General features: G+C 36.0%; 18 protein-coding genes, 2 pseudogenes and 1 riboswitch. Of the genes and pseudogenes, 3 read left to right on the plus strand and 17 right to left on the minus strand.

The window, feature by feature from the left end:
• Positions 1-100 precede the first annotated feature (100 nt).
• The 11 genes and pseudogenes from JMM81_RS12455 to JMM81_RS12505 form a co-directional block, all read right to left on the minus strand.
• Positions 101-1618: pseudogene (locus JMM81_RS12455) on the minus strand (phage tail protein); the annotation flags it as partial.
• Positions 1619-1640: 22 nt separating this feature from the next.
• Positions 1641-1961 carry a hypothetical protein gene (locus tag JMM81_RS12460; RefSeq protein ID WP_256241906.1) on the minus strand — a complete coding sequence of 107 codons (321 nt, stop codon included), beginning with the start codon at positions 1959-1961 and terminating at the stop codon, positions 1641-1643.
• 18 nt (positions 1962-1979) lie between these two features.
• On the minus strand, positions 1980-2414 hold the full coding sequence (locus JMM81_RS12465; protein ID WP_256241907.1) for a Gp49 family protein: 435 nt from the start codon (positions 2412-2414) through the stop codon (positions 1980-1982).
• A gap of 11 nt (positions 2415-2425) precedes the next feature.
• Entirely contained in the window at positions 2426-2854 is a 429-nt protein-coding gene (locus tag JMM81_RS12470) for a phage minor head protein (protein ID WP_256241908.1), read from the minus strand.
• Positions 2829-3449 (minus strand): phage head morphogenesis protein, encoded by a 621-nt coding sequence (locus tag JMM81_RS12475; protein ID WP_256241909.1) that lies wholly within the window; start codon positions 3447-3449, stop codon positions 2829-2831. The genes JMM81_RS12470 and JMM81_RS12475 overlap by 26 nt, the downstream gene beginning before the upstream one ends.
• Before the next feature lie 125 nt (positions 3450-3574).
• Positions 3575-4974 (minus strand): annotated as a pseudogene (locus JMM81_RS12480) (phage portal protein); the annotation flags it as partial.
• A gap of 8 nt (positions 4975-4982) precedes the next feature.
• Entirely contained in the window at positions 4983-6245 is a 1263-nt protein-coding gene (locus JMM81_RS12485) for a PBSX family phage terminase large subunit (RefSeq protein ID WP_256241910.1), read from the minus strand.
• Complete coding sequence (gene terS, locus JMM81_RS12490; protein ID WP_256241911.1) at positions 6242-6982, minus strand: phage terminase small subunit; 741 nt, start codon at positions 6980-6982, stop codon at positions 6242-6244. Before terS ends, JMM81_RS12485 begins: the two co-directional genes overlap by 4 nt.
• A 73-nt stretch (positions 6983-7055) precedes the next feature.
• Entirely contained in the window at positions 7056-7697 is a 642-nt protein-coding gene (locus tag JMM81_RS12495; RefSeq protein ID WP_256241912.1) for a hypothetical protein, read from the minus strand.
• A 126-nt stretch (positions 7698-7823) separates the two neighbouring features.
• Positions 7824-8282: a helix-turn-helix domain-containing protein gene (locus JMM81_RS12500; RefSeq protein WP_256241913.1), complete on the minus strand. Its 459-nt coding sequence runs from the start codon at positions 8280-8282 to the stop codon at positions 7824-7826.
• Positions 8279-8536 carry a hypothetical protein gene (locus JMM81_RS12505; RefSeq protein WP_256241914.1) on the minus strand — a complete coding sequence of 86 codons (258 nt, stop codon included), beginning with the start codon at positions 8534-8536 and terminating at the stop codon, positions 8279-8281. The genes JMM81_RS12500 and JMM81_RS12505 overlap by 4 nt, the downstream gene beginning before the upstream one ends.
• A 287-nt stretch (positions 8537-8823) precedes the next feature.
• Here JMM81_RS12505 and JMM81_RS12510 point away from each other — a divergent pair, with 287 nt between their 5' ends.
• Complete coding sequence (locus tag JMM81_RS12510) at positions 8824-9438, plus strand: hypothetical protein (RefSeq protein ID WP_256241915.1); 615 nt, start codon at positions 8824-8826, stop codon at positions 9436-9438.
• Positions 9439-9553: 115 nt separating this feature from the next.
• Here the strand turns inward: JMM81_RS12510 and JMM81_RS12515 are convergent, their stop codons facing one another.
• The 3 genes from JMM81_RS12515 to JMM81_RS12525 are packed head-to-tail and all read right to left on the minus strand — an operon-like array spanning position 9554 to position 10875.
• On the minus strand, positions 9554-10276 hold the full coding sequence (locus JMM81_RS12515; RefSeq protein ID WP_256241916.1) for a 6TM ABC transporter family protein: 723 nt from the start codon (positions 10274-10276) through the stop codon (positions 9554-9556).
• Positions 10277-10297: 21 nt separating this feature from the next.
• Entirely contained in the window at positions 10298-10678 is a 381-nt protein-coding gene (locus JMM81_RS12520; RefSeq protein WP_256241917.1) for a hypothetical protein, read from the minus strand.
• On the minus strand, positions 10675-10875 hold the full coding sequence (locus JMM81_RS12525) for an XtrA/YqaO family protein (RefSeq protein ID WP_256241918.1): 201 nt from the start codon (positions 10873-10875) through the stop codon (positions 10675-10677). Before JMM81_RS12525 ends, JMM81_RS12520 begins: the two co-directional genes overlap by 4 nt.
• Before the next feature lie 198 nt (positions 10876-11073).
• Between JMM81_RS12525 and JMM81_RS12530 the strand changes: the two genes are divergently transcribed.
• Positions 11074-12201, plus strand: coding sequence for a beta family protein (locus JMM81_RS12530; protein ID WP_256241920.1), 1128 nt, complete (start codon positions 11074-11076; stop codon positions 12199-12201).
• Here the strand turns inward: JMM81_RS12530 and JMM81_RS12535 are convergent.
• The 3 genes from JMM81_RS12535 to JMM81_RS12545 all read right to left on the minus strand — a co-directional run bounded on the left by JMM81_RS12535 (position 12122) and on the right by JMM81_RS12545 (position 13218).
• Positions 12122-12727: a sce7726 family protein gene (locus JMM81_RS12535; protein WP_256241921.1), complete on the minus strand. Its 606-nt coding sequence runs from the start codon at positions 12725-12727 to the stop codon at positions 12122-12124. The two genes, JMM81_RS12530 and JMM81_RS12535, sit on opposite strands and share 80 nt — an antisense overlap.
• A gap of 88 nt (positions 12728-12815) precedes the next feature.
• Complete coding sequence (locus JMM81_RS12540) at positions 12816-12995, minus strand: XtrA/YqaO family protein (RefSeq protein ID WP_256241922.1); 180 nt, start codon at positions 12993-12995, stop codon at positions 12816-12818.
• A 67-nt stretch (positions 12996-13062) separates the two neighbouring features.
• Positions 13063-13218 carry a hypothetical protein gene (locus tag JMM81_RS12545; RefSeq protein WP_256241923.1) on the minus strand — a complete coding sequence of 52 codons (156 nt, stop codon included), beginning with the start codon at positions 13216-13218 and terminating at the stop codon, positions 13063-13065.
• A gap of 234 nt (positions 13219-13452) precedes the next feature.
• Here JMM81_RS12545 and JMM81_RS12550 point away from each other — a divergent pair, with 234 nt between their 5' ends.
• Positions 13453-13638: an aspartyl-phosphate phosphatase Spo0E family protein gene (locus JMM81_RS12550; protein ID WP_203556627.1), complete on the plus strand. Its 186-nt coding sequence runs from the start codon at positions 13453-13455 to the stop codon at positions 13636-13638.
• Between the two features lie 162 nt (positions 13639-13800).
• Positions 13801-13886, plus strand: a riboswitch (cyclic di-GMP riboswitch).
• The last annotated feature ends 46 nt before the right edge of the window (positions 13887-13932 follow it).

Consider the following 13932-nt stretch of genomic DNA (forward strand, 5'->3'; position numbering starts at 1 on the left):
GCGTATGTGTGCCCTCTGATCTGGACTGGGACCGCACTACTATATCCACCTTGCGAAGCACGTTTTACATAAGCTCGAATCGACTTAATTGTTTTTCCACTTAATGTAGACGAGATGTCGTTCGGGAAAAACCAAAAACCAGTTTGCCTACCATAACCCCAGTTACCCTGTTTAGGACGTTTATCATCCGATACCCAATAACCGTTGCTGCTCCATGTGCTGCTCCATAATCGACTGTTGCTGTCCCTAAAATTTCACCGCTGACTTCTTGCATATCTACATTTTGCCTACCTGGTATAGACCCAGTAATATAAATCACTCCACCATAAAAGGCATGGACACCGATATTATTTGACATCCCTTTGCAGTTTCGGACCGTTACTTGTGCGGATGACCCAGACGAAATCGCTGAATTAACCACATCGTACATCTCACTATTTTCGATATAAACAGCCGACCCTGAATGTGAGTAAATACCACTTTGCGCAACATCGTTTCCGTAGAGTTTCAAAGTCTCTAGACGAACATAAGTGCATCTATCAACACGGATGATATAGTCAGGGTGTTTAGAATTAATGGTCCCACCGTAAATGTTGATATACTGTGGAGAGTTTCCTACTATAAAAATAGATCCATCTAACTTGTAGCCGTTTAGATCGATTATTATATTTCCATTCCCTAAGAAATTGGAGATTTCAACATCTTCTGTGATATTGGCAGAAAGCGTGAGTTTGACAGTCGCGTTGTTAAGCCACGGTACATTATTTAGAACCTCGCTGATTCCACCATTTTTACTGACCGTGTAATATAAATTATCTCGATTGACATTATAGACAGACGGACTACTGAGATCACCCACGTATAATCGATTAAACCCTCCGTTTACTGCATCTAAATCCGCAACTACTTCTCCGTCCTCATTTAGAACGATCATTCTACCGTTTCCATTGTCTGTGCCACCAAGCGTAAGAATGCCGCCTTTGATCCGATTTGCTAACATGGTCCCGACTGTAATAATGTCAGCGACAATCCCATCACCCGTCATAGCGGTTTTAAATGTTTGACCGCCATCATCCGAAATCCCAATCCCAGCTGAATTAAAAAGAACCAACTTATTTGGGTTGGTTTTGTCGATTGCGAGTATTCCTCCATTGTCGGGAAACTCTAATTCAGTTTGGGCATTCTGTAAAGCTATAGTTGCTTGCTGTACAGCGATTGCTAGAGCTTCAAACGGTAACGGGCGTTTACCCTCTATTGCATCAGCTATGGTTTTTGTGGCATTGTGAATGCGCCTTTGTTGCTCAAAGATGTTGCTGAAATTAGAAAGCGTAACATCACAATCAAGCACATTCCCGTCTTTGTCTAGCAGTTCCACAATTTCAACGATCCTTGTATCTACCTTCATGTCAAAGCGATCTTCAACGAGAATAATAACGTCACCTTCGTCTGGATGGTTTTTGTTATATCCGCTCGCCTGAAGGTCCGACAACTTAACAGTTATAGCAATTTTTAAACTGCTGTCCACCGCTTTTTCTACTCGATCAATCATGCTTTGCTCAACCGTAAACCGATCATCTCTTATCGCTTTGATTGGGCGTATGCCGTAAAGTTCAGCTAATGGAGATGTATATTACATGTAATTATGCTTTACCTGTTGGAAAAGCTCTGCGGTAAGGGCTGTTAATCTTGACTGTTTTCTTTTCTCCTTTCGGTTCCCCTAGATCAACCACCAAGTATTGAGAAGAATGTATAAAATCAAAGTAATAACTCTCTTTTTCTGAAGCTAACATAATATCCTCTCTGTAGTTTCCGTTACTAGGTTCGATGATCACTTCATTTCCTTCGAGTCTTGGAGAACTTTTGAAAAGCTCTTTTTCAATTTCATCGCACGTGCTGTCGATTCGCTCAAGGCAAGGTGATTCCCTATTGATGTATTCAAGCGTATTTAAATAATCAATCATTTTAGTTACTCGTTTTTCTTAATCCATCGTGCATCCCCCTATCTTTTGCACCTCCAAGATTTCATTTACTTGATCCATAAATTCTTCACGTACACCAACTGGAGTTCGTGGGTCATCGGCAAATTTTCGCATTACCTTCGCAAGGTCTTGAATTGCATCTATGCCCTTAACGTCTACAGCAACTCTCAGGTTAGATTTTTCACCTAATTCACTTTGAAGTTTGTATCCTTCAAGCTCCCAAACTTTATTTGAAAATCTCTCTGTGATAATTCCTTTACCGATTTCCTCGGAAAAATTTGCAGGATCTACACATGAAGCATCTTCAACTAAAATAAATCCATTTGGTAAAGTGCATACACCAACTAGGGTTTTGTTTCCGAATTTTTGATACTCCACTTCTGACTTATTAAGAATCTCATTAACCTTCTCTTGTGTTACTGTGTTTTTACTCAATTTCATTCCTCCTAAGCTGTTAATGTATTCACCCAATCCTCGTAGCTTTGATATGGGACTACAAGGCTCGGCGGTTTAATTTCTCTCTTAGCTTTTTTCTCAGCTTGCTTGGCTGTTAAGCCGTCAAACATGTATTTCTCTATGCGATCAGCAAGCTTTTTCTGATATTTTGGAGATTCTTCATTTCTTGCTCGTTTAACTTCAGGTTTCTTGCCGTTCACCAGGTATAATACAGAGCATCTGCAATTAATATCATCAGCTGCATTAAACATGAAGCCTGGTGCAACACCTTTACCGCCAGCAATTGAAACGAATACACCGTCAAACCCTACAACAGTACCATCTAGCTTTCTATGGGCCTTTCTTGTTACAGAATCGAGTGTACCGTCCCACATCTTATCTAGTTTTGCGTGCTTAGAGGCTACTTTTGCACTGTCCAATCTTCCTTGTACTTGTGCCCTGTGCCCTGTGCCCTTCAGTTCTTGCTACTCTTCGTGCTTTTTTAGCGCTGAAACCAACGCTCTTTTCGATACGGTAGGATATATCTGAATAACTTTCACCAGCAAGTAACCCCTGAGATATGTCGGTAGATATTCTTCTGATCAATTCATTTCGATTTGACTCTAATAATTTAGGTAGTGTAAGTAATTCGATTGGGTTTTCAATTGCCTTTCGGATGGTATCTAAGGACGGCATGCCAAAACCCATTGTTGCTTGTGCTTCAAACTCATACACATATGCTGAACGGAGATAATTCTCAACATATTGAGTTTCCATTAGCTTCTGGATACCTTTCAAAAGATGCACGTAATCATCTGCGATGGCCACTGACATTAAAGCTAACTCTTTCTTCAGACGGTTGTATTTGTTTAGATCGGTATAGCTTGGATCCTTACCTTCAACGGAAAACTTACGGAACATCCTTGAAAGCTGAGAAAGTTGCTCCTTTAAACGCCTAGCAAACATTTTATCTATTTCTCTTTCAGCTTCAGTGATCATATCGTCTAGGTATTTATCGATGTCATTCTGGTTCATCCTTTAATCACGCCATCTCCACCACATTTATCACATTTAATCTGGTTTCCGGTTGCCTGGCTAGTTACCTCTCCGGATCCACCATACTTATCACAAGTTTTCCCTTTATCTGATGATGGTTTACTTTCTGAACCCTTAGGTTGCTGTTGATTTTGTTTAGGTGGTTCGCCGTTTATAGGTGGTAAATTGTTAAAATACTCATCCTCTTCCTTCTTCATTTCCTCTAATTCGTACTCAACATCATCCACAATACTTAAAGCTGATAATCTTGTTTTCTCGCTTACCTGGCCTCTTAGGGCTTGTGTAGCTTGTGCTTCTTCCAGTAGATTAATTGGGTTGTTACGTTTGAATGCAAACCATACTTTTAGGTAATCATCCTTGCCTACTGAGAAACGTTTAGACCATGCGGAAAAAATAACCTTGTATTGGTACCGCAGCATGGCTGTGAATTTACGTTCCATTGTGATGCATTTGTTCTCGAGAGCACGTAATTTTTGCTTAAGTGCTACTCCAGTAGAATCTCCATTAAAGTTTTCATCAGTAAAATCGATTGATTTAGCAAACCTGAGAATGTTCTTTTCAAGTCGATCAAGGTGATGTTCAATCAATGCATCGTTAATGTCTTTTGTGAGATAAGAAACATCGTCATGTTCACCCAACAATTCAATAACCTTTTTATGCCTCATATCAACGTCATCATCGGCTGTCAGCCCTTTAAGGACTAAATACGCCAGTCTGTATTGTTCGATCTCATTGAAGCATCAGACAACGTACGATCATACGCATCGATAAGGGTTAAGACCTTTTCAGCATCTGCTTGTTGCTCCTTATTGTTTTCTAATCCGTAAAGAGGATTAAAATCAAACAAGTGCGGCTGGCTTCCTGTCTCTTTATATTCACCGTTTTCAGATTCAAAGTAGAAAATGTTCGTATCGTTATAGAACTCTGCTTGCGTTTCATTTTCTGGACCGCTATAGTACCGCATTGAGTACTCAGGTGTGTGGATATCATCGCCCAGGAAGATAACCTGCCAAGGATCGATGTTTTTAATCCTCTCATGTCCTGTGTCCTTCTCAATGTATGCAAGTCGGGCCCCTTTACCGCAAATGGAAGCCATCTTACCAAGCTCTGAATCTTCGTCCTCAACGTGATTACGGATATTGAAGGTGTCAATATCATCTTTAACCTTTGATGTAGTGCCGGCTTCTCTTCCATCATCATACTCATAGGTGATCGGATGCCCTAGAAAATAACCAATCTTGGTATCAACTATGTCGGCATCGAATGCGTTGTTAAGCATATTGTTTACTTTGTTATCGATCCTTTTCATTGCTTTGGTGCCGAAATCCTCATAATCGATTAGAGATCGAGATAGAATTGGAACTCCTTCTGAACTAGCTTTATACCTCTCATAAAGCTTAAGCATCTTGTCTCGATCCTTCTTATGTGCAGCAATGATATCTTTTAGTAGCTCCGGTGTTATTTGTCCTTTTAATTCCTTAATCTTCTGTAAGTACTTCTGCATGCTATCACCTACTTTCTGTGTTCGTCTTTTAGATTCCTGACCTCTACATCATCTAACCCGTACCAAATAGCCGAGAATGTATGAGGGTCAATGTTGAATTCATCCTCTATGATGTTTCCATCTTTATCAATTGTAAAGGTGAGACCCTTAAGTTCTCTGATCACATCGCGGCATTGATCTGAACAGATGATCTTTTTAAACCTTTTCACTTTTTTGGTGTACTGGATACGTGAACCGGCAAACTTTCTAGTGGCCATCATACGAAATCCGTTTTGTCTGAAGAACTGAATCGTTTTTGGCTCTGCACTATCAGCTTTTATTAGGACGTTTTTTAGATCCATTAACTCTAATGCTGTCCTGTCGTCCGTTATGTTGTTTTTGTAATATTGCCAATAGATATAAAGGATCCTCTCCTTTTGATCTACCGCCATTCTTACTACTGCGTTATATGAGTCTGCGAAACCAAAATCCATGCCGTTCTTTAGCAAAGGTTTCTGAATACGGCTCATAGCAGTTTCAACTTTCTCATGTGGCCACACTTCAAACTGAGGCAACACTAACTTTCCGTTCACACCAAAACGACCTTTACGGGCTATTCTGTGAAGGTCTGGATCATGTGTTTTCAAATCTTCTAACTGTTCGATATAACTTTCAGGTAAAAATAAATTATCATCGGCAGTTGAATGATGATAATACGTTTTGTTTCTTATAATTGTTTTAACTTTGTATAACTCTTCATCATCTAGGACAAAGAAGTTCGTTCTCTCATCCTTAAAGAAATGCTTGTATGTCCAGTTTCCTTTGCTTACGGGATTCGTAGAGAGGATCATATGAAGTTCTAATGTCGGGTGACGTAAGCGCCCCAATAACTCTTTAAAACCCTCATACTTAACCTCTGAACACTCTTCAATCCAAACAATCGACACATTGTTAATGGACTTCAGCTTTTGGGGTTTATCCATTCCTTTAAAAATAATCTTGGATCCATTAGGAAACCGTATTTGCATTGGAGAACTAACACATCGTACTTTGCCATCCAATTCTAGATCAATTATGATTTCTTCCAGCAAAGAAAAGGTTGAATCTCTATGAGTGTCGTAAACTTCACGAACAACTAAAGCTGTGCGTTTCTCTTCTAATAGCTTTAGAAGGAGTTTTAAAGCTACGTGATAGCTCTTGCTTGATCCGTAGCCACCAACAAGGAAATAAAACTTTTGTGTCCAGTCAAAGAGAAAATCTTCAAAATGAGGATTGACCTCTTTCTCGATCATGGCCGTTCACCTTTTCTCTTTATCAGAATTTCTATTGGTTTATCATCGTCACCATGGCTTATCTTATCTATTTCAGCTTTTGTGTTAGTGATACTTAACTGCATCTGTTCAAGTTTCAATCTTCTTTCATCTTCATCATGAGCCAATCCATTGAATTGCTTAATTAACCCTCTTAATTCGCTCATTGCCCTGGACTGAGCATTCAGAAAAGTAGCATGCCGATCCCAAGCGAACTGAAATTCATGTTCTTCTTCTGTAGTCATTTGCTTCATGCCATCTTTAGTAGGAACAATTTCGAACTTTTCTTTCTTAAGTTCTTTGATCATTTCATCCTGATCTCGAACAAACATAATCTGTTGAGCACGGATAATAGCAGCGTATTGAATCTGTATTTGATCCCAAATAAGATCTGCTGGGGAACGATCGTTCATTTGGTCCATGATCTCTAATATTTCAGGTGGAAGGAACTTAGAAAAGAAACCATGTGTGACTGCGTTTTGGTTACCTTTAGGAGCTGATCCACCTTTATTGCCTTTAGCGTTTATATTCCCCTTTGGTGCACCTCGTTTATTTGTGTGCACACTTTTTTCAGTTGGTGCACCCCTTGAACGATTCCAGCCATAACGCTTTTTCCATGACTTCACGGTGTTTAAAGATACACCATATTTTTCAGCAATATCCTTATACTTCATTCCTTTAACATAATCTTTCTCAGCTAACACATATTTTTCGACCATGCTACATCACCTGCCACCTCCGATATTTTATGTTTGTTTTGGACAAAAGAAAAAGCACCTTTTTATGGGTACTTTATAATCCTTTTTTTATTTTTTTATATTCATTAGTTATTTTTTCATTAACATCGCAAATGACATGGACATTTTTTAATAATTCAGCAAGGTAGTAATTTAACCTTTCTTCTAGATCATTATCAGTAAATTGAGCAGTTCCTAACATATATGAAAAATCTTTTACATTTACCAAAAAATTAGACCTGATTTCTTCATAAACTTCATCACTAACTTTAGATGATTTTTCTAATAGAGAATCCATTATTGCGAGAATATCATTCAAATATTTTTTCAATTTATTATAATCTCTGTCTTTATTAATACATCGGTTTGTATTTCTCCACGTATCAGTCACAATTTTACTGACATCATCACCCAATTTGCGTTTTATTGGATATGCTTTTATTATATCTTGTCGTTCTTGCTTTAAAAGAGTATATCTAACACCTATTAAGGTTAATATACCCGAAATTACTCCACCAATAATCGCACCATAAAAAGTAGCAAAAAAACTAATCCATGATGCAATATCTCCGTTTGTCCCTTTGGCTCTCCAATCAAATAACCAATAATTCAACATAACCGGAAATAAAATTATTAAAAAACAAATTATTACTAGAATGATAACTAATTTCTTATGCTTTTTAATATATTTTTTCATCAATAGCCCCCCTCTTTTGTCAGTATAACAAAATAAAGAGATAAAAAAACGCCACCGAAAGGTGACGCGCCGACCAAATATGGGGGAAACAGCTTGCTTAACTGCCTCCCCTTCCTGCCTTCCATTTTACACTGCCATTTTAATTGATTTCAACTTTTGCATAAATTGGTCTTTTTGGACTTTTTTGACGATGTTGCCGAGTATGCCTTCTTTGACTTTTCTAATGGTATCCCTCGAAAACCCCAAATGATTAGCAATGGAAGTGTAACTCATGCCTTCAATCATACAATCATATACAACCTTTTCTTTTTCATCTTCCAATGAATCTGTAGCTATTTCTAAAAATTCAATAATCATTTCATATTTGATAAGCCTTCGTTCACGAATATCCATTTGGCGCAACTCAGCCTGGCTAATACCACCACTACCTTTGGGCATTCCGGCTTCATCTCCATATGTGGCTGTGAGCTTTTGTCCGAAATGCGGCATATTCAATAACCTGTTTAACCTAGCAATTTCTCTTAACATAAAATTATAATCACGGATCCACTCTTCAATTTGCCATTTCATCATTTGCTCTGTCATCGAATCACCTTCCTAACTAAAAGTTTAGGTTTGTTATCAACAACCTGATGTTTTCTCCTGGTATCCTGCTTAACGTACCAAGATGATCTCGTATTCCGCATAGCAACTTGTTTTTTGAAATATTCCATTCGAATTTGAGGGAGATAATCCTTAATAAAGTCCCAAAAGTTTTTAAAGATTTTTCTTACAAAATCACAAAGAGCTTCACCGAACTTTATAAGAGTTTCCTTCAAATTTTCTATTTCGATATTCATCTTCCATTCCTCCAAGCTCCACCTTTTCCTCTATGCATGGCACCTTTATTAATTCCCATGAGACTCTTAATATCTGATTCTGTTAATCATTCTGATTTACGCTTCTGTGGCTTCTTACGACGTTTCTTTTTCTTAGGTGCTAGTTCTGGATGCTGTTTTGTTAAATCCTTTAATTGCTCTTTCATCGTTGGATTCATCTAATCAGCTCCTTTAGTTTCAAAATTCATTACCAAGTTCGTATCACTTTTGATAAAGTGTAATTATATTTTTAATAAGGATGTGTTCATGTGATTAAGCTTTTACTAGATTTTAAGACAATTACTTTGTTAATTTCCTGCTTATCATTAACCATTTCATTTTTGACTTTATTGATGAATAGGAAAAGATTAGATATCACAATTGAATACAGTGGGCTAGTAGACAGAATTGAAACGTTTGATAAAGAATCCGTTTTCCCTAATCAAACTACATCAGCCTTTATAATCATTAAAGCGCTAAATATGTCTCCGAAAGATATTGGTTTTTTCGACATTCAATTCTTAGATGCAAAGACACTCCGGTTGCTTCCTGGGTTTTATAAGTTTGCTATTCGGCCTGAATTTGAAGATAAAAAATTACTTGTAATCAATGACCATCAAGGTACAGTCGGCCACTTTAATCCAATAAACTCAAACTACGGTCTAGTGCCGGCCAACAGTATGAAACGTTTCGAAACAGTTGTCTATCCGTGCAGCCAAACTTTTATAGTAGACATTAAAGTGGCAATTAAAACTTTTAAAAGAAATCCTTACGCAACAACAAGAAAATACTATAAGCATTATTCAAAGGTTATTACCCTTAGTGATAGTGATTGGAAAGCAATACAAAAATCGCTACAACAAGTGCAACAAGAGATAAAATAAAAACTATTGCATCAAGCGTTGTTAACACCTTCTTTACGATTAATCCAAACAAAAAAGGACACTGAACAACGCTACATGCGTCATTCAGTGTCCTCCAGATGGCTGGTAGAACTAATTAATCCTTTTTAATTTTGTTTAACTCTTCCAGAAATCCTTTTGCCTCTTCAAATTCAGATATAATTTCACCTGATAGAGGTTCATATTCCATTTCATTATCCAACACGAAGTCCTCAATCATATAAGTCTTCTTTTGCATCGTTAAAAATTTATTTTTAGCTTCTGTGTAATATTTTTTGCTGGATTCAAATTGTGATTCAGGTGGTCCCTCGAATTCATCAACATAAAAATTTTCAATATCTGATTTAGTAATCGTCTTCAGTTTTCTTTCTACTTCATCAATTAATATTAAAAATTTTTGGCCGTTATCTAAAATATTAATTTTTTCTTCCAAAAACATTATCCACTTTTCTAGATTTTCATGATCTTCGATAATTTCTTCTATTTTACCTTTTTTTGACTTAACAAATTCATGCATTTCATTTATTCTCTCATATTTTTGATTTACATCATCTTTTATCTGCTGCAACTCAAGTAAGTTATTTGTTGCATTTTGTTCAGCAACCTCTACTTGAATTAACTTTTTATTAAATAAGCGATTTAACCACCAAGAGGCAACCACTATTAATACAGCAAATAAAATAGCACCTAACGCTAAGACCATCGAGAAAAAACTAATGGTATCAGAAAGTGTATTCTCTAAGTTAGAAACTTGTTGTTCTAACAATAAAGTTTCTACTTTATTTAGGATTTTTTGCTCATGATTTGAAAGTACACTCAAAACTCTTCCTCCTTATCAAATTTAACCCCTACATATTTTTTTACGTATCATTAAAGATAGTCCTAAACTAAAGATTGCGATATAGGATGCTAATCTAGATATTACTTCATCTGCATTCACAAAAAGCTCAATAATTACAAGTGGTATTATAAATGACAAAGGGACAGCAATCGCAATAATTGATGACTGAACAAAACGAAAAAAACTAACTCCCTTTGAATTTTGTGGGGATAATTCTTTCTCTTCCTTTACTTCAATTCCTAAAAAATCAGAAACGGTAATACAAAATGCAAAAATAGATAATCCTAAAATTATTCCGCTATGTATGTTAAAAACAAATGCAACAATAGCAGAAAACATAAACCCTACTCCTAATAACCACACAAATTGGTGACTTTTCAAAAATCTTCCCCCTCATCAAACTTAACCCGCTTAATCTTTCCTTGATGAGTGACGATTTTCGTTTCCCCATGTTCCGGCAGCCGAGTAAGTTTTGCCTTCCCATCGCATACCACAATAGCAAAGCTTCCTTTTTGTTTCATTATATCAACTTCTAGTCTCATAGTACTAGGGTCTATATCAATATTTTGCAATCTCATAATAAATTTGCTCCTTTAATATAGAATTCGAAATAAAAAAGGACACCAAATAAGCGTTAGCTTATTCAGTGCCCTCGGTTTTTCCGTTAAGCATTAAAACAATTTATAATTTTTTGAAACTTATTGGGTTATTTAGTCGTATATCTATTAGATCATTCACCTTAGACTTTTCTCCAAAAAAATTGGAGGTAATTATTTATGTTTAAAAACGATCATTATGTTCCCATTCTTAAATGGAAAATGGGAGAAAGAAATGGATTAAAACACGTTACAAAATCATCCAAGATGCATGTTACTCCATTGCTAGAAATTCAACCCTTCACTAATGCTAACAAGACACTCGAACAAAATATTAAAGACATAGGGAAGAACGTAAGAGAATCCTGGGATATAGATAACCCTATATTTGTAGACATCGATACTCTTTATAACGACTCAGATGTAGACCCCTCTATTCTGACATCTAATGGTCTTCACCCAGTAGAAGCAATTATTGATACAATTGAAAGTGAAGGGGTATCAGTTGTTCCCGTTTATAGTTTTTTTCGATATAATTTCGGAATAGACTATGAACAGGCGATAAAACAATCTGTTAAAAAACATGGAAATGGTTTATGTTTAAGACTTACTGATGAAGACTTTGAAGAAATGAATGATCTAGTAAAAAACCTAAAGCAGGTCCTAATTGACTTCTCGCTTAGTCATAATGAAATTGACATTATTTTAGATTTCGGTGACATTTCTTCTCAAAAGTATTCCAATGTCTTATCAAACTATCTTAACGTAATTTTAAATGTACCTGATTTAAATAAATGGAGAACATTCACAATCTGTAGTACATCTTTTCCTAGTCAACTAAGTAAGAAGGTCGCTACTAAGACTAATGGTATACTTCCTAGGGTAGAATGGATTGTTTATCAAGATCTTCTGCAAAAAAACATTTCCCGATTCCCTACTTTTGGAGACTATACAGTTGTGAACTCTGCAGTTCCAGCCAATTTTGACCCAACTTATATGGATATGGCACCTACAATTAAATATACAGTAGATGATAAATTCCTAATCTTTAGAGGGTCTGGTGTAAAAGCAAGTGGACAGGGGTTTAGCCAAGTATGCGCAATTTCAAAAAATGTAGTTTCACACCCTAACTATCTAGGGTCAAATTTCTCATATGGTGATCAATTTATTGATAATTGTGCAAATAAGCCCAATAGCCCTACTGGCAATGCTACTACCTGGGTATCAATTAATGTGAATCACCATTTAGAACTAACTGCTTCTCATTTCTCCAATCTTGGCGTTGTTTCAACTGTCGATTCACTATAAGTTTTAATTCTTCTATACTTAAAGAATCACAGACTTTTTTATAAATAGTTATTCTTGGCTTGCTTAAATATCCTTTTTGCAAGCCTCTCTCTTTTAAAATCTTTAGAGCTTCATCTCTCCACAATAAATGACTTAATGCAAGGGGATCAACGTTAGTATTTAACTTCCCCTTCCTTATTTCACGTAAATTGATAACACCTTTATTTTGCGTGACTAATACTATACCCCACCATTTTGGAATAATTGACCTTACACTATCTATATAATTCCTTTGAACCACGATAGTCATTCGATCAAACACCTGATTGTAACCTTCAACTTGACGTGGTAACCTAAGTAAATTATCACTTTCACTTTTTATTTCATATCCATGTAATATTCCGTTTATTACTGCTACATCTACTCTAGATTGACCGTGTAATACTCCCATTTCATTAACAATTTTAGTATCATTTTCATTGGAGTAGTGACTATATAATTCATTTAATAACGCTTCCCTTATGTCATTATCCCTTAACTTTTTCATTTGTTTCACCCTTCTTTTTCATCAAAAAAATACTATCATAAATGTTTTAGTATGGTAAGGTTTCTCCTTAAATTGTAATATTCCTTCCTCACACCTTCCGTTTCACCGTAGTTTCGATCCGATCCACCTTGCCCCCGAGTGTTACAATCGCGGTTTCGCCATAGTCAGGGAGATCATGCTCGATTATTTTTCCGTCTTTTATCACATAAAGTTTATTATTTTTCATCAGATCTATTTCAGCTGTCATTTTTGCTGCATCTATAGCCATTTCTGTTCCTCCCATGCTAAAATAAGTGTATCGAGTATTTACTTAGAGCCGGGAGGAATCTCGGCTTTTATAATGCTTTTTTCATAGCTTCATAAGCTTGTTCTACGATCCGCAAACGTCCAATTTCTTCAATAAGCCATTCAATGTCTTCTGCACTAAGGTAATAACCTTCAAACCACTCTATTGGATTGAATTTATTTTCAATCTCTTCTAATCTATCCATTAATTTCACCATCCCCTTTTGTTTCGCTATATGTTCGTACTGTACAGTAACTTTCTCCCTATATTGAATACACCTCTTCACTTATCTCTATTTTTAAATCATACTTTTACTTGTATTTTTGTCGAATTAATAGATTAATTGTCGAAACTCTTATTATTTTATAAATACTCATTTACAATAGAGCCTATTGCCTGTGTTTTTGAATTGTTATTACAACTTAATAGGAGTTAAATTATGAAAACGAAAGTTTTATCCCTCAAAGAACTGGAAGATAAAATTGATGTATTAAGAACTTGTATGATTGATCTAGCAACATCAAACGGATTTACCCATCCAGATACGATTAAATGTAGTCAAGAGTTAGATGTTTTATTGAATGAACATCAAAAAATCAAATCGAAATTACCTATTATTCTATGAAACCTCTTTTTTGGCACTCCTTCACAGTTTGATTCATATACGCGCTATCTCTCTTCGAACTGTTCATTAAATTAAATCCTGATTTTCGTAAATATTTCTAAATTCTTTGTAAAGTTTGTAAATATCCGACAAAATATCACATTATACAACAATCTATGTTAACCTTTATAAGGGCAAAATTTACGAAAGTAAAAGACGCAAAGCCACGGGCCTAAAACAGTAATTGTCATGGTAGCCGGGTTGCCAGGTTAAAATCTGTAACTTAATTACACTTACCTTTCTAATTTGCCTAAT

Source organism: Bacillus sp. V3B (genome assembly GCF_024494465.1).
Taxonomy (GTDB): Bacteria; Bacillota; Bacilli; order Bacillales; family Cytobacillaceae; genus Bacillus_BD.